Raw genomic sequence first — 20095 nt, 5'->3', positions numbered from 1 at the left:
AAAAATGAAACATTTCAAAACTATTTTATTTGCAGCGGCACTATGTTTAGGAACGGTGAGCTTTGCGCAAGCCCAGAGTAAGGTTGCCCATATAAATACCGCCGAATTGATTCAGGCCATGCCGGAAATGAAGGCAGCGCAATCTGAATTGGAGGCTTTAGGTAAAACATATCAAGCCGATATGCAAGCCTCTATTACCGAGTACCAAAACACGGTAAAACAATATGAAGCAGAGGCAGCGACAAAAACAGATGAAGAAAATCAAAAAAGAGGATTAGAGCTTCAGGAAAAACAACAGCGCATACAACAGTTTCAGGCAGATGCACAACAGGATATGCAAAAAAAGGAAATCGATTTGCTCAAACCCATTACCGAAAAAGCAAAGTCGGCCATCCTTAAGGTAGCCCGAGCCCAAGGCTTCGATTATGTTTTGGATTCATCACAAAATATCGTCATTCTATCCGATGGTAAAAATCTGTTGGACGACGTTAAAAAAGAATTGGGTATTTAATATTGCCTGCTTTAGCAGGATGCATTTGAGCAGCACAACTTTATACATCGCTATTAAGCCACTTTATAGTGGCTTTTTTATTGGGGTAATGTCATATGGGACCATATTATTCTAAACTCTGAGAAATAGGAGTGCTCTAAACTTCACTATGAACCTTCAGAGGAATAGGACGACCGAGGTTGTACTATTACACATGGTTATGTGCTTGTTAGGGTGAGCTCCCGCCTGACAGTCGAGCCTAGCAATGACAAAAATAATTCTAGTCTTAATTGGAATAATCCAATAGTAAGAATATAAGCTCAAAAGCTTGGAAATACAGGAGCGAAGCGACGCCAAGTTTTGAGCTTGGTTCACCACAGGTGAAATTCCTACTATTGGTGTCCTTTTTTTTTGGTTCATTTTTTTGGACAAGCAAAAAAAAGAACATGTCTGAGCTTTAAGGATCTATCCTGCGGATGGATTTAGCAAAGGGGCGAGCTGGCGAGTTGGCATATCGCGTGACAGGGAGTTTGACTCTATGTTTAGTTTGTTTTTTCATAACCCTCCGTCCCACACCTGCGGCGTGATCCACCTCCCTTAAGCTTAAGGGAGGAGCAAGATATAATAATATTAATTGTTCCCCTCTTCAGAGGAAGAGGGGAATGAATCCCGATGAGTATTCGAGAAGGAACTCGCAATTTTCCGACGCGCCACCTGGCTCCTACGCTAAAACAGTCTACCAGACTGTTTCTTTACGCTTGGCCCGGGAAGAATAGGATAGAATAAACTTCCGTCTTACCCTAACAAGTTGAGAAAGTCCATAGTAGCTGGCAGGCGAGTGTCAATCGATTGAAAAAGGCGTAAAAATCCATGTTGTTTGACGACCATAGGGAGGAGTTCATGGATTTTAGACTTTAAAATTGAAATTGACCGCCGAAGCTATGAGGACTAGACCTTTTTGGTTCTTTTTACGGCAATGGGAAAAAGAACAATACTTAGGATTAAAAATCTATCTATAATGGAACTACATGAGAAATTAGAATTCAGTACTCTGATTGTATCGACAACACTATTCTAGAATTTCTGAATTGAACCGGAAATGCAAATAAAGCCCGTTAAAATCGGAATTATATAACATCTTATGTCAAAAGTTACTTTTGATGCAATCCCTTTTTTATTTTTGTCAAGGTAAAGGCTAAAATAACAGCATTTAAATATGAGTATAGAACCTATAGGCATATTCGACTCCGGTATTGGAGGCACCTCCATTTGGAAAGAGATTCACGCGGTATTACCATTTGAGAACACCATTTATCTTGCCGATAGTATCAATGCCCCTTATGGCCTTAAAAGCAAACAGGACATCATTGATTTAAGTGTAAAGAATACGGAGTTCCTTTTGAATAAAAACTGTAAACTCATTGTGGTGGCCTGCAATACCGCCACCACCAATGCCATAGATTATCTCAGGCACAACTATAAGGTCCCATTTATTGGCATCGAACCCGCTATAAAGCCCGCAGCACTGAAGACGCAAAATCGGGCTATAGGTATTTTGGCCACCAAAGGCACCCTGAGCAGTGCCTTGTTTTCCAAAACAGCAACATTATTTGCAAGTAATATTCAGGTGGTAGAGCAAATTGGTGATGGTATCGTGGAACTTATAGAGGAGGGAAAATTACATTCAGATGAAATGAAATCCCTGTTGAAACTATACCTCAAACCCATGCTGGAAGCCAATATTGATTATTTGGTTTTAGGCTGTACACACTACCCCTACTTAATACCCTTGCTCCTGGAATTATTGCCTAATCATGTTAAAATTATTGATTCCGGTGAAGCGGTAGCACGACAAACAAAAGCTGTATTGGAACAAAAGCAATTAATCAACACTCAACGTACCATACCAAAAACCCTGTTTTTTACTAATGGACATCCGGAGGTGATGCAACAGCTTTTAGGGCCGGGTCTCAAAGTACAGCATCTTCATTTTTAGGTTCACAACAGGCCCTTTTTGCTCGCTTTGACCGATTATCACGTCCTGTAATCCCCTTAAATTGTCCTGATTCATTAATCCGAACTTTTCCCCTGTCCTAAACTGATCAAAGTATTGAATTTTTTACAACATTTGCCTGCGTAATCGAACAGCACATCTTGAAGTGACCCCAATTCGAATCTTTAAAAGTATGTTCTTTATAGTATCAGTTTTTTGTTAGTAGCGTTGTTCGCTAAATATCTCCTGCCCTTTGTGGCAGGGGGTGTTTAGTTTTTGTGTCCACAAGATGACCGATCGACCTGCCCATCCCTCCAAACCGATCAGTTGGCTGTAATAGCACCCAAACAGATCAGTCCCAAACCTAAATAAATGAAACCCTTTTTGCTTATCGTTTTTGCTCTCATTACCGGTATTTCCCTTCCACAGGAAGGCGTTTCATTTTTTGCCTTTCAGGATGTACGATTGTCGACCGTAGGTGACAACGACCACCATTATGAACCATTCACCCTGGACCTCTATGTCGGGGCAAAACTGCAACTCAAACAGGATCGTTACGGTTACGGCTACCTGCAGCCCAGCTTCGAGTATGCGGATCTGAAAAGTCCCTATAAACGGTATGCCGTCAATCTGGGTTATTGTTTCAATTCATTACTCATTGATCACCTTGAGGCCAGCCTCTCCGCAGGATATGGAAAAATAATAGTAAAATCAGCTTCTTCAAAAAGCTACGGTTTCGATGCGACCCTATCCTATAAATTGAACGCTAAACTAAAACTGTCTTCTTGTGCCCAGTTCGTCGATAGAACGGACCTGGCCTGGCAATGGAAAGAAGCAGATACCTTAAAGTTCAGCTGGTTCGCCGGTATCGAGATCAAGCTCAAGTGAATACTACCTCAAGTTAGCTCACTGTACAAGACCATCGTTTTTTGTCAAAAAAGCATTCTAAAACACCCCTTTTTAAACTTCTTGGCAGGACACCTTTTAAAGGATCCAGACGAAAATAGCAACAGGTCCAACGCATAAAAATACACCAAATAACGGGAAGTAAAGACGGTAACTTTGGCCGAAGAGACAAAGCTTAGGCATTGATTACATCATCAAACCTGTACGAATTCATGAATCCGAATTTTTTACCGGTTTTTTAAAGCCTTTACTTCCTCTTTTTTTTCAAAATTTGTATTTGTAAAACCCAGCGTATACCATTCTAATGAAACACAAACCACCCCCTTATGTTCCTGCAATTCCCGTCCTGGTTCTGGTTTTGAATTTGTTCTTTACGCGACCGGAATACGACATCCTTTTCGCAGCCTCACATTATATCTCAAAGAAGCCTACCCTGCCGCATCACCACAATCAGGGGAGCACAACGTTAAACATGAGTCCTAAATGTAACCGACCTCCGAAAATCTTGAAAAGGGCGAACTGCAAGCCTGAGGTTATTGACCTGAACAGCATACCAAAACCATCAAATCAGGGCCCAACTGCCCTTGACATCCAAAACCTTAAAAGCAAAGATCTCTCCCTCAAAACGTCAGTTATATAATTAAAAGTTTTAGTTAGTAGTGCTGTTCTCCAAATATCTCCTGCCCTTTGTGGCAGGGGGTATTTGGTTTTTTTATTGCAAGGTGCTTATTTACATTTAGTTTCTCCTAAATAATTTTGGTCTAAGTCAATCCAACCATTTCCCCTGAAGCCTCTCTAAAAGAGGTTGTAATAGGTCCATCACCATTCCAAATCAATCATTTGGATGTCTCGAAAGGATACGCTAAAATACAACTTCAACCTTCCAAAACACCAGTGTTTATGGGGCCTCAAAAACATGCTTGGGAAATATAATTTTATGCCATTGTTTTTAGCTTTTCATGCTTAATAAAAAACAATTTTGTGAGTATCCTTTTTGGAAGATCTCAGCAGGTTTCTAAAGTAATAGGAAGCCAATGGATAGCTTCAATATTCGGGTTTCAGGTTTTTAACATTAAGGGGCCTAAAATGATAGGGGAACCCATCGCATCAACATCCCGGACGGATATCGAGCTCTAAACGCCTGTCCGTTGAGGAAGGCAATTAATTGCATTAATCAAACACCAATTAGAACCCACATCTGGCTATTTGAACCAACTCGAATAGCGTATATAATTATTGGCTATTCTATGGATCTCACCGGAAATCAGGTCCTCATCTATATCCTTTATTTTCTTTGCAGGTACACCCGCATAAATACTTCCGGCCTCAACTCGTGTGTTCTGAGTAACCACGGCTCCGGCAGCTATGATGCTGTTGCTTTCTACTACACAATCGTCCATAATGATACTGCCCATCCCTACCAGGACATTATCATGTATGGTACAGCCATGTACTATGGCATTATGACCAATGGAAACATTGTTGCCAATGCGCGTCGGTGACTTCTGGTAAGTCGCGTGGATGACCGCTCCATCCTGGACATTGACCTTCTCTCCCATTTTAATGAAGTGCACGTCACCACGTACCACTGCATTAAACCAAATACTGCATTGGCTTCCCATGACCACATCCCCAACTATGGTGGCGTTTTCCGCAATAAAACAATCCTCAGGTATCCGGGGTGACTTTCCATTGACAGGTTTTATAATTGGCATAACTTATTATTTAACATTATCGTGTTTACCTTGCTTCAATCTGTTTCTCCTAACTTTTAAAATTTTTAAGACCTTCCCCGACTAACAGAGGGGCGTAACAGTAAGTGACAAAGCTATTTAAAAAATTGATACCTCGTAATAATCCTAAGAAGCGATACCCCTTAGGTTTTTAAAACACATTAAGGCATGTGGTTAAAATCATTAAAAATAAATCTTAACACTAAAACGAAGTGGACCTATTGTTAAGCGTTTTCCAGGTCTAATTCACTGCCGGGCAATGGCAATCGTATCGTTCGCGTCGGCAATTGAAATTATAACCCAGGGTAATCTGATGGAAGCCTCCATTTGTAAAGACCAATGAATTCGATTGGTAGGTGTAATTATAGGCAAACATAAACTGATTGTAGTCCACCCCTAATATGGGTGAAATGAGTTGCAGTTTCTGACTACTCACTCCCGAACCATCAAGGTATTCTGCACCGTCAAAACTTCGGCGATAAGACAGGCCTCCCCATATTTTACCAAACTCCATCTCCTTGTATACCTTGCCATTTAAATCAATGGATGCCTCCTGTGTACCGTCCTTGTACTGGAACATGATCGACGGCTCATAGCTCCATTCACTGTCCAGTTTTCCGAAAACACCGCCAACTGAAAGTAAATAACGTCGTAGGTTGCTGGTAATCTCTATATCGTTATTAATCCCTGAATTCTTCAGGACATTTTTTACCGTACCATGGGCATAAAAATCTAAAAAATGATAGGAAAAGCCAAAATCGATGTTAAAGTTGGTCTCACTCTCTACTGTACCTGAAATAATAGGATCGGGGCCGTCAAAGGGGAAGGTGGTCTCATCCAATTTATACTGAATGAATCCGACACTCAAGCCGAAGGACAACATATTAAGATCGACCTCATTCCGAGAAAACATGATGTGGTGTGCATAGGTGGCATAGGCCCCGGTCTGCGAATGGTAGCCATTCTTATCGGCATACAGAATACCGCCAAAAGCTGAAGGGGTATCACCAACCCGGCCATTGAGACTCAAGGTTAACAGTTTGGGCGCGTCTTCATGTCCAAACCATTGCTGTCTCGCTGTAAGACGCACTTTAGAGCAATTGGCAGCTCCCGCCATCGAAGGATGTATTAAATAATAATTATCGGTCAGGTAATCGGTGTACACCGGCAGGCCTTCCTGTGAGGAACCATATTTACAAAATAATAACACCGTTAACAGTGCTAGTACATATTTTAATTTCATTCGTGCTTTTTGTTGTAGGTTGTATGCAATCCAAACGCTAATAAAGTAATTAAATTACATTAACTATATCATCATTTCCATTCAGATATCCTCAGATGTCATTCAACAAGTCTCAAATATATGGATATCTACGTTTTCTTTTAGTATTTTTGCAAAAAAATAGCCAAAATGCAGACATACAAGGTTTCAATACGAGAAACAAGCAATAACGCCATCATTAAATTTGAAGTCAATCAATTTATCACCAATCATCAATCTTTTGAATTTGAAAATATTGACGATGCCAAATCATCACCCCTGGCCCAGCAGCTGTTTTATTTGCCTTTTGTTAAAAAAGTCTATATCTCGGGGCATTTTATCGCGGTGGAACGCTTTAATATTGTGGAATGGTCGGATGTACAGGATGAGGTGGCCGAACAAATTGAGGCCTATTTAAATGACGGCGGTATTGTTATAACCTCCTCGGAGCCTCCAGGTAAAAAGGTCCCGGTTACCATTTATGCCGAAAGTACCCCTAATCCTTCGGTGATGAAATTTGTTGCCAATAAAAAAATAGTAAATGCACTTTTTGAATTTACGTCCATTGATGAGGCTCAGCATTCGCCTTTAGCGACAGCGCTTTTCCATTTTCCATTTGTTAAAAGTGTTTTTATTGAAGAAAATTACGTCTCGGTTACCAAATACGATATGGCCGACTGGCAAGACATTACAATGGAACTCAGAGAGTTTATTAAAAACTTCATTGCAGATGGCAAAGAGGTAATAAAGGCCCAAGCAGTAGAAGCCATGCAGCATAGCCATGCGCAGTCGGAACAAAAATTCGAGGCCTTGGATGATACCTCCAAAGCTATTGTAAATATTCTCGAAGAGTACGTAAAACCTGCTGTTGCGAGCGACGGTGGCAATATCCAGTTCATCTCCTATGACGCTTCGCAAAAAAATGTAAGTGTCTTGTTGCAAGGGGCTTGCAGTGGATGTCCTTCGTCTACCTACACTTTAAAAAGTGGTATTGAAAACATGCTAAAGCAAATGATGCCGGGCAAGGTAGAGACCGTTGAAGCCATTAATGGTTAAACCCATGAAGTACAAAATCTATTTCAACTTACTTTTATCGATCGCATTAATAAGCTGTAAAGGAGAGCACCAAGCGAATATGGAACACAAATACACCAATGCCCTGATAAACGAAACCAGTCCTTACCTCCTGCAACATGCACATAACCCTGTAGATTGGCATCCATGGAATAATGAGACCCTCGAGAAAGCAAAAACCGAAAACAAATTAATGCTTATAAGTATCGGTTATGCAGCCTGTCATTGGTGTCATGTCATGGAACATGAAAGCTTTGAGGATAGCCTAGTGGCACAGGTTATGAATAAAAACTTCATTAACATTAAAGTGGACCGTGAAGAACGTCCGGATGTCGATCAGGTTTATATGAATGCCGTACAACTCATGACCGGTAGTGGCGGTTGGCCTTTAAATGTTATTGCTTTGCCAGATGGAAGGCCGGTTTGGGGTGGCACCTATTTTAAAAAAGAACAGTGGATTAAGATCCTTGATCAAATCTCTACACTATACGAAGAAGAGCCTGAAAAGCTTTACGAATACGCCGAAAAGTTAGCGAAAGGCATAAAATCTATCGATGTGGTTCAATTAAATTCGGAGGCTCCAAGTTTTGATAAGGCATACATCGAAACTACCATTGAAAATTGGTCGGAAAAGTTCGACTATAGTTTTGGAGGTCCAAACAGGGCTCCAAAATTCATGATGCCTAACAATTACCACTTTTTACTGCGGTATGCCCATCAGAACAACGATACGGCTCTTATGGATTATGTTGATCTAACACTGACTAAAATGGCCTTTGGTGGGATTTTCGATCATGTAGGTGGCGGGTTTTCGAGATATTCCGTCGACACCAAATGGCATGTACCACACTTCGAAAAAATGCTCTATGACAACGCACAGTTGGTTAGTTTGTACGCAGACGCTTACCTCTTAACCAATAAGGCATTGTATAAAGACGTCATTGAAGAGACCCTGGAATTTATTGCCACAGAAATGACCAACGAGGAAGGCGCATTTTACTCTTCACTGGATGCCGATAGCAACAATGCTAAAGGCGAACTTGAAGAAGGGGCTTTTTATGTGTGGACCAGGGAAGAACTCGAGACGGTTTTAAAGGAGGATTTCCAACTTTTTTCAGACTACTACAGCATCAATGATTACGGGCTGTGGGAACATGGTAATTATGTTCTTATCCGACAAATAGACGATAGCACACTCATTGAAAAGCACAATCTCGATGCGGTACAATTAAAAGAGAAAAAAGAACTCTGGGAGGCGAAACTGAACGACCTTCGCAATAATCGGGACAAACCACGATTAGATGATAAATCCCTGACCTCATGGAATGCCTTAATGATAAAAGGCTATACCGATGCTTATCGCGTGCTAAACCGAAAGGAATACCTTGTATCAGCCCTAAAGAATGCCAATTTCATTTTGCAGAAACAGCTGCGCCCGGATGGAGGATTATACCATACCTATAAAGACGGCAAGAGCACTATTAATGGTTATCTTGAAGATTATGCGGCCACAATAGCTGCTTTTTTAAGCCTGTATGAATCGACCTTAGATCGAAAATGGTTGGATGCATCGCGGGATCTGGCGAATTATACCTTCGATCATTTTTTTGATCAAAAAAGCCGAATGTTCTTTTTTACATCTGATGATGACCCTTCCTTGGTTACCAGAAGTATTGAATATCGGGATAATGTCATCCCGGGAAGTAACTCGATCATGGCGAAAAACCTGTTTCGACTCGCGCATTATTTTGATAACGCATATTTTGCCAACGCGGCCGAAATCATGCTAAACAATGTAAAACCCGAAATGCAGACCTATCCTTCGGGGTTTTCGAATTGGTTGGATTTAATGCTTAATTATACCAATCCGTTTTACGAAGTGGCCATTGTCGGCACAGCGGCTGAAGAAAAGATTTCAGAGCTGAACAGGAGCTACCTCCCCAATACGTTGATTGCGGGAAGTACCGTGAGCAGCAACATGCCCTTATTGGAAAATCGCTTTAACCCAGAGGACACCTACATTTATGTTTGTGTCAATAAAGCCTGCAAACTACCGGTGACTCAGGTTGATCAGGCCTTGAAACTTATAGAAAAATGAATACCATAGCCGTTTTCTTAATAGCTCTTGTGGCCTTTGAGCATGTGTACTTCCTCATACTTGAAATGTTTCTTTGGACGACTCCCAGGGGCATTAAAGCATTTGGTCTAAAATCTAAAGCCCATGCCGAAGACACGAAAATATTAGCGGCCAATCAGGGATTATACAATGGCTTTTTAGCTGTAGGTTTGTTGCTATCGCTTTTCGATAGCGATTTGAAAATGGCCGTATTTCTTTTGATTTGTATTACTGTAGCAGGTGTTTATGGCGCATACACAACAAAGAAAATAAAACTATTGTACATACAGGCTGTACCTGCCATACTAGCACTAGCAGCAATTTTAATTTAAACCTTATATAACAAGACACTATGGATTTAGAAAATGTAGACACTGAAAAATGGCTAAACCTCGCCACGGATTACGGATTAAGAATAGTAGCGGCAATCATCATTTGGATTGTCGGTATGTGGATTATTAAACGTCTTCTTAGAGGTACCAAAAAAATCATGGCCAAAAGCAATTATGAAGAAAGTCTTCAAAAGTTTTTGTTGAACTTGCTGAGCTGGATCTTAAAAATATTACTGATCCTTGCCATATTGGCTGAATTAGGTGTGGAAACGACCTCTTTCGCTGCTATTTTAGCGGCAGCCGGTCTGGCGGTAGGCATGGCTTTACAGGGATCTCTGGGCAATTTTGCCGGTGGTGTTTTAATCATGATTTTTAAACCTATTAAAATAGGAGATTTAATTGAGGCGCAAGGTGAAATTGGTGTCGTTAAGCAAATTGAAATATTCACCACCAAACTCACGGGACTTTCCAACAAAGAAATCATCATTCCCAATGGGGCACTTTCCAATGGGAATATTATAAATTATACGACAGAAGGCACGCGTCGTGTGGATTTAGTTTTTGGTGTTGATTATGATTCGGATATCAAAAAAACCAAGGACGTCTTGATGGGTGTTTTAACGGCTCACCCCAAAGTCCTCAAAGAACCTGCTCCGGCAGTAACGGTCCTGGAGTTGGCAGACAGCTCAATAAACTTCGCGGTTCGACCCTGGTGTGAAACCGCAGACTATTGGGCCGTATACTTCGACGTGACCGAGCAGACTAAAGAAGCTCTTGATGCCGCTGGTATTGAAATTCCATACCCGCATCAAGTGAACATTCGAAAAAACGAATAAGCTTTTTCACTAATAGACCCAATACAACCCCGAACAGGTCTAGCGGGAAGAACCCTTGGGTTTAATAGCCACAAAATCCTTTAAATAATAAGGCTCAAAATAGGCGACATCTTCATGGTCGCCTTTTTTGTATTTGTCATAGGCCAGGCGTCCCATGGTATTTGCCGAAGGCAGTCTACCTTCAATGAATACCGCATTCGAATGATGAATGAGGGCTTTTGTTTTTTCAACTCCATTACCTATAAAAGACACCTTATCCCGTTCTAAGTAGTCCCTGAATGCGACCGCGTCTAGAATTTGAGCTTGAGTCTCCCTAATCTGGTTGTGCCGAACATCAAAAACTGCCGCATACACTTCCTGTCTTCTTGCATCTAACATGGGCACAATAACCCCATTCGAAGGATCCACCTGACAGGCTAAGGCTTCTAATGTCGGTACGGAAATTAATGGAATATCCAGGGCATAACAGAGTCCCTTTGCCGCAGAAACCCCAATCCGCAATCCCGTATATGAACCGGGTCCTTTACTTATGGCAATGGCATGCAATTCATCCTTCTTAAGGCCACTTTCTTTTAAAACAGCCTCAATATAGACATGTAACCGTTCGCCATGAGAATAGCCTTCATTATAATCTTCCTTAAGAACAATGGTTTTGCCATTTTCACTCAGGGCAACAGAACAATTTGTCGTTGCCGTTTCAATACTTAAAATATATGCCAATTAATCTAAGGTTATTGTTTTTCCGATGTAAAAATCCAAAACTTTTGTCTTAAAAACAAAATCATACTTCGCATTTATTAAAGAGGATTGAGCATTTATAAGCTGTACCCTGGACTGTTCCAGATCAAAAGCTGTCATGTTGCCCAGATCATATCGCTCCTTGGCATTATTAAAGGCCAGTTTTTGAGATTCCAGGGACTTGATGGCCGCCTGATAGGCTTTAAATGCAGCTTGAGCATCGGTATAGGCGCTTTGAATTATGGATTCTAGGTTAATTTTAGCCTGTTCTAAGTTGAGCTTGCTGTTTTCTTCCTGAATCTTCGATTTGGCCACGGAGGTTTTATTTTGATATCTCGAAAATATGGGGATATTGACATTCAGATTAAAGCTGTGGCCTTTGTTCTCATTAATCTGTTGAAAAAAGGAATTAGAACTATTCAAATTGGAGAAATTTGCTCCCGTATTAAATCCATAACCCAGGCTTACACTGGGGTAATATCCGCTTTTAGATATTTCGGTATTCAGTGCTGCATTTTCAATATTCTTTTCAGCAACCTTTATTTCCACCCTGTTGGCCATGGCATATTCTAAAATCGGCGATACATCCGAATACAACAAGGTTTCCGATGGTGTTCCAACATCTATCACCTCAACATCGAATCCTTCGAATGGGAGCAGTAATAACTGGGACAAGTTAAGCAATGCCAGTTTGAGATTGTTTTCTGCAATGGTCACCTGCTGAGCATCCCGGCTCAAGGTGGCTTCAGCATCATAGATATTAGCTTTTGGCTGTACCCCGGCGTCAACCAATACTTTTACCTGATCCAATTGTTGTTCGCTAAAGTCGTATTGTGCTTGTGCCGTTTCCAAATTTTCCTTGTTGAACAATACATTTAAATAGGCATTGACCACATTTAATGATATGTCATCTTCTATGCGCTCCAATTCCAACTGATTGGTTTCTAAGTTTAACTGCGATTGCCTGTAAACGTTGCTGTTTCTAAACCCGTTGAAAACAGTTTGTGACACACTTAATCCGGCACTTGTCGAGTGGAAGGTTCTGTCTACAAAATTACCCGGAAACAACTCGGCCTGACCAAGGCTCAGGGATTGCCTGAGTCCCACCCCCACAGAGGGCAAAAAATTACCTTGAGATGCTTTGATATCCTGCTTATTTAAGAGCAGGGTGTTTTCGGCTTGTTTCACTGTTATGTTATGCTCGAGGGCATAATCAACACATTCCTCTAAGGTCCATTTCTTTTCCTGGGCATATGCCATCAGGCCTAAGAACAGTGCCATGAGTACCAACCTGAAATTAGTCATTGTCTTCCTCCTCTTCATCGTCTTTTGATGCTTTATTCCACACTTTGATTTTGTCGCCTTCTTCAACACCATCTAATATTTCTACTATGATGCCGTCTGAGGTACCAAGCCGAACCTCTTTCTTTTTAAAAGTCCCGTCCTCCTCTAGAACTTCTACAAACGGATTATCGGTAAACCTGTTAAATTGGACAAGGGCCTCTTTAATAACCAAGACACTATCCTTGTTTTCAACTTCTATTTCGGCATTGGCGCTGTATCCCGCCCTTATATTTTTCGAGGACGCCACTTCAACATCAGCCTTTATGGTAAATTGTACGGCTCCGTTCTCTTCTACGCCTTTAGGTGCCACAAAGGTTAATTTTGCGGGAAATTCCTTTTCGTTAATTGCGCCCAATACCACCTTAATGTCTTCCCCCTCCTCTATTTTACCGACATCGGCCTCATCTACTTTTCCTTCAAAAATCATAATACTCATATCTGCAACCGTGGCGATTGTCGTCCCCGCATTGAAATTATTACTCTGTATGACCTGATCGCCTTCACGAACCGGTATTTCCAATACAGTTCCCGATATCTGGGCCACAATATTCGTATTGGCAGAACTTCCACCGGACAGGGATCCTTGTTTAATGATTTGAAAATCGTTCTGAGCCTGTAACAAATTCTCTTTAGACTGGTTAAAGGACAGTTCACTATTCTCGAAATCCTGTTGTGAAATCACCCCTTTTTCAAATAAGGCTTTATTGCGCTTAAATACGATTTCAGCATTGTTAGCTGCCAATTGCGCGGTCTTAATACGACTGGCAGCACTGGCCAGATTCTGTTCGTTGGGGACCACCCTTATTTTGGCAATTAAATCCCCTTTCTGTACGATATCGCCCTCTTCCACAACGATTTGATCAATGATACCGGACACCTGTGGTTTCAATTCGATTTCTTCTTCCGGATTTAATTTACCGGTGGCCACCACCTTAGTTTTTACCGAATCGTAATACGGTGTCTCCGTAGTAAACTCTTCAACTCCCTTGGTATTCGATTCTTTAAAATATTTGAGTACGTAGGCCAGCGCCAAAATGGCAACGATAATCAGACTAATCTTTAAGGTCTTATTCATTTTATATGGATTGATTTTATTATTCTTCTCTCAGCGCCTCAATGGGTCTCACACTTGTGGCTTTAAATGCAGGTATCAGTCCGATTAGTGTTCCCAATATGATCAGTATCAGCAGTGCTAAAAAGACAATGGCTATGGATACAGAGGCGTTGACCAAAGTGGCATCATCGCCCTGACCATAATAATAATCCAACAGGATGAGGATCCATCCCCCTGATATGATTCCGAAAATACCGGCAAAAAGGGTCAAAAATACAGCCTCAGTTACGATTTGCCTTTTTATTTCAAATGGTGTTGCACCAAGGGCACGACGCACACCAATTTCCTTGGTGCGCTCTTTAACGGTAATCAATAAGATATTGCCAATGGCAAAAACACCCGCAATCAGGGTCGCGATACCCACAAACCAGGTTAAAAACTGCATACCGGTTAAAAACCCTGTCACCTTATCGAAATTCTCACCTAAATTAAAACTGCCAAAGGCACGATTGTCCTTAGGATGAATTTGGTTTAAATTTCTTAGCAGTAACTTCGCATCCAGTTCGATCTGCTTTATATTGTAATCCGGTTTCCCGGTGACCATAATCCATCCGATTTGATCCCCCTGATTATATACCTGCTGGAAGGTAGTAAACGGAATATGGATATCGGATCCGGGACCCATCCGCACATTACTCTCTTCAAAAACCCCAATAACGGTAAAATTCATCCCGTTAATTTGCATGTAGGCCCCAACGGGATCTTCTTTTATTTCGAACAGCTGTTTATAAACATCCTCTGAGATAACCGCAACCTTCTTTTTATGATCAATATCGTTCTGGTTGATGAACCTGCCAAATACTAATTTCTTCTTTTGAACAACATCTAATAAAGGATAATCGCCCGCTACATTGAACCTGCCCGACAAAAAGTTCCTCACAACGGTACCCTGATTCTGATTTCTGGGTACTACAAATTCGATGCCTTCAATATTGTCTTCCACCTTTTTGGCATCGGTCAGGGATAGCCTCACGCGCCTTCCTTCCTGGAAGCCTTTAAATGGTCGGCTTGTACTTTGTCCCCAGATAAAAACACTGTTGGTGGCAAAGTCTCCAAATAATCTGTTAAACGAATTTTCCATCCCACGCGCAGATCCCAGCAATCCGATAAGTAGTAAAATGCCCCACCATACCCCGATCATTGTAATAACGGTACGCAGCTTATTTTTACTCAAACTATCGTAAACTTCCTGCCAGGTGTCCCTATCTAATAAATATCTGAGCATGGTTAGTCATTTCTTAATGCTACAATCGGTTTAATATTCGAGGCCTTTTTAGCAGGTAAATACCCGGCCAAGGCTCCGGCGCCAATCAGGGTTAATGTTGCCGTGATGATGATGGACGGTTTAACGGCGGGATCCGTAATAAAATAGTCCTTTAGGCTCGGCCCTATCCATTCTAAGACGCCGACGCCTATTAAAAGTCCAAGGTAGCCTGCTACCGTGGTAATGATTATGGATTCTATGAGGATGATAGAGACTATAGATCCCGGAGTGGCACCAAGTGATTTCCGAATACCAATTTCCTTGGTGCGCTCCTTAACTATAAAAATCATTATGTTACTGATACCCACAATACCCGCTATTAAAGTCCCTAAACCGATTATGAGAATAATGATACCCAAAACGGCATTCATCTTGCTCACGCCTTGAGTTTGACTGGCCATATTAAATACGCGTATGGCTCTTTGATCTGAATTGGCCACTGAAAACCGGTTTTTTAGTTTCCTGGTGATATCGTTCCCGAATCTAATGGCCTGATCAAAATTCATTTCGGGCTGATAGGTCAGGTTTATCTGGTCTATATAATCGTTATTGCCATAAATTTGTTGCGCTGTGGTTACCGGCATGTAGATGAGCCGTTCTTCGTTATCGTTGCCCTCGTCTTTAAAAACCCCAACGACTTTATACTGAATCCCATTGAGGTTTAAATACTTTCCAATAGGATCTTCCTTAATAAATAAATCCTTTGCCACTAACCTGCCGATAACGACAACCTTGGTTTTATTATTAAGATCATTCTGATTAATATAGCGCCCTTCTTTCATTATGGTGCGCTCTAAATACTGATGGTCGGGATGTACGGCTCTAAGATTATAGGTATTGTGTTCATTCCTGTAAATGGCCGATACGTTTTTGTATATTCTTGCAGTAATGAATTCGATTTTCTCATCAAACTCATCGATCATATAATCGAAATCCTCATTTTTAAACTGAATTCGCCTTCCCGCCTGCAGGCCTTTATGAGCCTTGGTCGTTCTTCCCGAACGCACAAAAATGGCATTGGCAGCATCATCGGCAAAGGCTTCCTTGAAGGTGTTTTTCAATCCATTGGCTATACCGAATAAAATGGTAAACAATAAAATGGCAAAGGTAACGGTAAAGCCCGACAAGATGCTTCGGGTTCTGTTTTTATTAATACTTTGAAATATTTCCCGCCAAAGGTCTAAATCAAACATGTTATTCTGCTGTCCAGTTCAACCAGTTTGTCCTCCATTATAATACCATCGCGTAACTTGACGATACGTTTGCACATATTGGCAATATCTTCCTCGTGCGTAACCATTAAGATTGTTTTTCCTTCATCATTTAACTCCTGGATAAATGCCATGAGATCATAAGAGGTATGGGTATCCAGAGCACCGGTTGGCTCATCGGCCAGTAGTAATTTAGGATTTGCCGCCAGGGCTCTCGCAATGGCTACACGCTGATTCTGTCCTCCGGATAATTCTTTGGGCAGGTGATGTGCCCAATCGGCAAGGCCTACTTTTTCCAGATAGAACATGGCTTGTTCCTGACGTTCTTTACGTTTCACCCCTTGATAGTACAATGGTAGTGCAACATTCTCCAGGGCATTCTTATAGTTTATCAGGTTGAAGGATTGAAAAATGAAGCCTAAAAATCTGTTGCGATAGAGGGCTGCCTTCTTCTCCGTGAGATTTTTTATGGGTATCCCGTCCAGAACATAGGAACCGGAATCGGCCTCATCGAGCATGCCGATAATATTGAGCAGGGTCGACTTTCCTGAACCTGACGACCCCATGATGGCCACCATTTCACCTTCTTTAACAGATAAATTAATTCCCTTTAACACATGTAAGCTGGAATCGCCTATAGGATAAGATTTGTGAAGTTCTTTAATTTCGAGCATGATTTCTTTGATTGATAAAATGAGCCGAAAGCCTTAATAATTAGACTATCAATACAAAGAAATGTTACAAAAACTGTACCTAAAACTTTTTATTATTTTTTTAACTTATGGTAGGATTTATAAATCACAAAGGCCACACCTCCAATGAGGAGGTATGGAATAAGCATTAAATACACAATGCCGTCATTAATGCCTTGGGCAGCCCCCTGCCCTTCCTCGCTTTCCAATACTGCCCTGCACATAGCACACTGAGCATTTGCATTGACAAACACGATAACAGAAAATATAAAAAAGAAAAATTTGCCCTTCATAGTCTTATATTATATTGCCCCTTTTTCACACGGTATCATTACCCCATTTTAAATGACAGCCCTAAATACTTCATAGCGGTTTTCGTTAGTAGTATGGTGAAATCATTACATACACAATAACGCCGGTTACAGCAACATAGAGCCATAAGGGAAATGTTATTTTTGCTATTTTTTTATGGCTTTCAAAGTTCCTGGTTATGGCCCTGACATAGGTTATAAGTACAAATGGAATAACCGCGATGGATAATACAATATGGCTTATAAGCACGAATAAATACAGCGCTCTTAAATTACCCTCATAAACGGTCGAGTCGCTCGTCATATGATATAATACATACATGATCAAAAAAACAACCGAGCACCACAGCGCCGTAGTCATCAGGTTTTCGTGTAAAACGATTTTTTTATTTTTGATGGCAATAAAGGCAATTACTAAAATAATGGCAGTAAAACCATTTATGGTGGCATAAATTGGTGGCAAAAAAACAGGGAGTTCAAAGTCGAGCCTCACCTTAAACAATACAGCCACCACAATGGGTATGGCGATAGACAGGGCTACAATAAATCGGTTATACTTCTTATCTTCCCTACTGACTTTGTTCTTATTCATTCCGAGTACTTATTATGTGGACTATTACCACCGTTCCAAAAGTAGCAGGGCATAGTCCCCTTATATTATTCATTGAGTAATTTTAGAATATCATCTTTTAATAAACTTATTTCCTCTCTTTCACCGTCTTCACCCGCAACCTCAGCCTCTGAAACAATGCCCCTGTAGTATATAATGGGGTTACCATAACTGTCCGTTCTCGAACGGATGAACCCTTTTTTATCGATTAATGCAAAGTTTCCCGAATGCTCAAAACCACCCAGGACATCTTCATTTTCAGCGGCATATATATAGAAACCTTCATTTGCGAGCTTATAAATGGTCTCTTTGTCTCCAGTTAAAAAATTCCAATTGGGATGTGTCACGCCGTATTTTGTGGCATAATCTTTAAGGACTTCCGGCGTATCACGCTTTGGATCTATCGTAAAGGACGCTATTCCAAAATCGTCATATGCCTTAAAGGCCTCCTGAATGGCTACCAGATTGGCATTCATACGCGGGCAAATGGTTGGGCAGGAGGTGAAAAAAAATTCAATGACATAGACTTTGCCCAAATAATCCTTGTTCGTAATGGTTTCCCCATTCTGATTTGTAAAACTAAAATCCGGAACCTGTCGTTTTATCCCCTCATTTTCAATGTAGGCCAATGTGGTACCGCCACCTTTATTCTCCTTTGCATAATCCGTTCTGCTTTCATTTCTAATCACATCGTTGTTTGAAATACGATCTACAATTTTGGGAATGAATAGAATGCCAAAAACCAAAATTATAAAGGCAATGCCGATATACGAATAATTTGTCTTTTTACTCATTTTAAATGCTTTACTTAACGCAACATACTTTTTAAAAAGTACCACTGTCCCATCTCATGAACTTGCGATCCATTTAATCCTTTAAATCTTTCGCACGTCTGATGTCGGAGTTAAAATTTCCTTTTCGCTTTTGACGATATTCCGTTAAGAGTATACGCAAATCGTCATTCATTTTGTTCTTTATTTCAGACACTTCAATACAGTCGTAGCTGTACAACATATAAGGCGTTTCATCCTTTTCAACCGCCTTCTCGCTGCGGTCATCCAATCGTCCTCGCTGGTTTAAATCTTTATCGATGACAAACACCTGATCTGTGCTTAAATCACTCTCCAGATTGCTATGCCACTTCAAACTGCCATATACATCCAAAATAGCATCAGGTTCTCCAAATACGTAGTGCCAAAATTTCAGATCTTCATAAGAACTTATTTCGGATTCTAATTCCTTTACAGCAGACTCGATCCCTTTGGGAGCTACAACAACGATCTGAAACTTCTTAAACCCTTTGAACTTATCATAGACCAGTTCTTTTAAGTTAGACAGGGCCACCAATTGCTGCTCTGGATTCCTGCCAATAAAGCCTAAAACGGTTATGTGATCTTTAAATACCACGCTGTTCTCACTTAGATCTTCGAACTGATAGATATCCGCCACATTGGTATTCACAATATCCAGAGGGGTGTAATTATGAGTCGCCGGATATAGAAAGAGTAAAAAAGTAACGGGAAGAAAAAAGAGTATCCCAAGTACCGTATACCGTTTGACCTTTTTATAATTCATCTTTGTTTTCCTCATCATTTACAGCTTTGCAAAAATAAAAAAAGGCGGTCTAAAAACCGCCTAATTATATATTATTTAACCTTAAAATACCTGATTAGAAATCTCTTTTTACGTATCCTGAACTGTATACATCGAATACATATCCACCCTCTTGTAATAAGATGAAAATAAGATAAAGGATCAGGAAAATAGCGGTCCATACCACCATTCGGCGCAAGGCTTTGGTTTCATCGCGCATATGCATGAAATCCCAGGTAATGTAATAGGCCTTTACAATGGTTAATATGATGAATATCCAGTTGAGTAATTTCATTCCCAGTACCTTTATCATCAGACTTTCAGGTTTGTAAATACCTAAAGCCACTTCAACCGTTGTTACAATTGACAACAGGATTAAAACCCCCCAGATTTTCTGGGTATTGCTCTTGAATTTAATTAATCCTCTTAATATCGCTAAATTATGACCGTGTCCCATTTTTTAAATTGTGCTTTATT

The 20095-nt window shown here is 40.7% G+C and carries 20 protein-coding genes; 7 read left to right on the top strand and 13 right to left on the bottom strand.

The window, feature by feature from the left end; all coding sequences use genetic code 11:
- Window positions 1-4: 4 nt before the first annotated feature.
- The 3 genes from MR041_RS05900 to MR041_RS05890 all read left to right on the top strand — a co-directional run bounded on the left by MR041_RS05900 (window position 5) and on the right by MR041_RS05890 (window position 3371).
- Window positions 5-511 (top strand): OmpH/Skp family outer membrane protein, encoded by a 507-nt coding sequence (locus MR041_RS05900; protein ID WP_242092676.1) that lies wholly within the window; start codon window positions 5-7, stop codon window positions 509-511.
- 1195 nt (window positions 512-1706) lie between these two features.
- Complete coding sequence (murI, locus tag MR041_RS05895; protein WP_242092675.1) at window positions 1707-2486, top strand: glutamate racemase; 780 nt, start codon at window positions 1707-1709, stop codon at window positions 2484-2486.
- 369 nt (window positions 2487-2855) lie between these two features.
- Window positions 2856-3371 (top strand): hypothetical protein, encoded by a 516-nt coding sequence (locus MR041_RS05890; protein WP_242092674.1) that lies wholly within the window; start codon window positions 2856-2858, stop codon window positions 3369-3371.
- 1220 nt (window positions 3372-4591) lie between these two features.
- Here MR041_RS05890 and MR041_RS05885 read toward each other — a convergent pair.
- Both MR041_RS05885 and MR041_RS05880 read right to left on the bottom strand, forming a co-directional pair.
- Window positions 4592-5104, bottom strand: a complete 513-nt coding sequence (locus tag MR041_RS05885) for a gamma carbonic anhydrase family protein (protein WP_242092673.1) — start codon at window positions 5102-5104, stop codon at window positions 4592-4594.
- 259 nt (window positions 5105-5363) lie between these two features.
- Window positions 5364-6365 carry a PorP/SprF family type IX secretion system membrane protein gene (locus MR041_RS05880; RefSeq protein WP_242092672.1) on the bottom strand — a complete coding sequence of 334 codons (1002 nt, stop codon included), beginning with the start codon at window positions 6363-6365 and terminating at the stop codon, window positions 5364-5366.
- A 168-nt stretch (window positions 6366-6533) separates the two neighbouring features.
- On the opposite strand from MR041_RS05880, the gene MR041_RS05875 reads away from it, so the two are divergent.
- The 4 genes from MR041_RS05875 to MR041_RS05860 are packed head-to-tail and all read left to right on the top strand — an operon-like array spanning window position 6534 to window position 10741.
- On the top strand, window positions 6534-7439 hold the full coding sequence (locus tag MR041_RS05875) for a NifU family protein (RefSeq protein WP_242092671.1): 906 nt from the start codon (window positions 6534-6536) through the stop codon (window positions 7437-7439).
- A 4-nt stretch (window positions 7440-7443) separates the two neighbouring features.
- Window positions 7444-9555: a thioredoxin domain-containing protein gene (locus tag MR041_RS05870; protein WP_422613565.1), complete on the top strand. Its 2112-nt coding sequence runs from the start codon at window positions 7444-7446 to the stop codon at window positions 9553-9555.
- Window positions 9552-9905 carry a DUF1304 domain-containing protein gene (locus MR041_RS05865; protein WP_242092670.1) on the top strand — a complete coding sequence of 118 codons (354 nt, stop codon included), beginning with the start codon at window positions 9552-9554 and terminating at the stop codon, window positions 9903-9905. Before MR041_RS05870 ends, MR041_RS05865 begins: the two co-directional genes overlap by 4 nt.
- A 20-nt stretch (window positions 9906-9925) precedes the next feature.
- Entirely contained in the window at window positions 9926-10741 is an 816-nt protein-coding gene (locus tag MR041_RS05860) for a mechanosensitive ion channel family protein (protein WP_242092669.1), read from the top strand.
- 39 nt (window positions 10742-10780) lie between these two features.
- Here the strand turns inward: MR041_RS05860 and tsaB are convergent, their stop codons facing one another.
- The 11 genes from tsaB to MR041_RS05805 all read right to left on the bottom strand — a co-directional run bounded on the left by tsaB (window position 10781) and on the right by MR041_RS05805 (window position 20075).
- A complete protein-coding gene (gene tsaB, locus MR041_RS05855; RefSeq protein ID WP_242092668.1) occupies window positions 10781-11461 on the bottom strand; it encodes a tRNA (adenosine(37)-N6)-threonylcarbamoyltransferase complex dimerization subunit type 1 TsaB in 681 nt (226 codons plus the stop codon).
- Window positions 11462-12784 (bottom strand): TolC family protein, encoded by a 1323-nt coding sequence (locus tag MR041_RS05850; RefSeq protein ID WP_242092667.1) that lies wholly within the window; start codon window positions 12782-12784, stop codon window positions 11462-11464.
- Window positions 12777-13898 (bottom strand): efflux RND transporter periplasmic adaptor subunit, encoded by a 1122-nt coding sequence (locus MR041_RS05845; RefSeq protein WP_242092666.1) that lies wholly within the window; start codon window positions 13896-13898, stop codon window positions 12777-12779. The genes MR041_RS05850 and MR041_RS05845 overlap by 8 nt, the downstream gene beginning before the upstream one ends.
- Window positions 13899-13917: 19 nt before the next feature.
- The gene (locus MR041_RS05840; protein ID WP_242092665.1) at window positions 13918-15162 is read right to left on the bottom strand and encodes an ABC transporter permease; all 1245 of its coding nucleotides are present in this window, start codon (window positions 15160-15162) and stop codon (window positions 13918-13920) included.
- 2 nt (window positions 15163-15164) lie between these two features.
- Window positions 15165-16394 (bottom strand): ABC transporter permease, encoded by a 1230-nt coding sequence (locus MR041_RS05835; RefSeq protein WP_242092664.1) that lies wholly within the window; start codon window positions 16392-16394, stop codon window positions 15165-15167.
- Window positions 16382-17086: an ABC transporter ATP-binding protein gene (locus MR041_RS05830; RefSeq protein WP_242092663.1), complete on the bottom strand. Its 705-nt coding sequence runs from the start codon at window positions 17084-17086 to the stop codon at window positions 16382-16384. Before MR041_RS05830 ends, MR041_RS05835 begins: the two co-directional genes overlap by 13 nt.
- A gap of 92 nt (window positions 17087-17178) precedes the next feature.
- On the bottom strand, window positions 17179-17397 hold the full coding sequence (locus MR041_RS05825) for a hypothetical protein (protein WP_242092662.1): 219 nt from the start codon (window positions 17395-17397) through the stop codon (window positions 17179-17181).
- 85 nt (window positions 17398-17482) lie between these two features.
- Complete coding sequence (locus tag MR041_RS05820) at window positions 17483-18007, bottom strand: DUF420 domain-containing protein (protein ID WP_242092661.1); 525 nt, start codon at window positions 18005-18007, stop codon at window positions 17483-17485.
- 65 nt (window positions 18008-18072) lie between these two features.
- Window positions 18073-18819 (bottom strand): SCO family protein, encoded by a 747-nt coding sequence (locus tag MR041_RS05815; protein ID WP_242092660.1) that lies wholly within the window; start codon window positions 18817-18819, stop codon window positions 18073-18075.
- A 73-nt stretch (window positions 18820-18892) separates the two neighbouring features.
- Window positions 18893-19600 (bottom strand): hypothetical protein, encoded by a 708-nt coding sequence (locus tag MR041_RS05810; protein WP_242092659.1) that lies wholly within the window; start codon window positions 19598-19600, stop codon window positions 18893-18895.
- Between the two features lie 94 nt (window positions 19601-19694).
- Entirely contained in the window at window positions 19695-20075 is a 381-nt protein-coding gene (locus tag MR041_RS05805; RefSeq protein WP_242092658.1) for a cytochrome C oxidase subunit IV family protein, read from the bottom strand.
- Window positions 20076-20095 lie beyond the last annotated feature (20 nt).

The organism is Aestuariivivens sediminicola (genome assembly GCF_022662015.1).
GTDB classification, from domain to species: domain Bacteria; phylum Bacteroidota; class Bacteroidia; order Flavobacteriales; family Flavobacteriaceae; genus Aestuariivivens; species Aestuariivivens sediminicola.
This window is presented reverse-complemented; position numbering and strand designations above follow the sequence as displayed.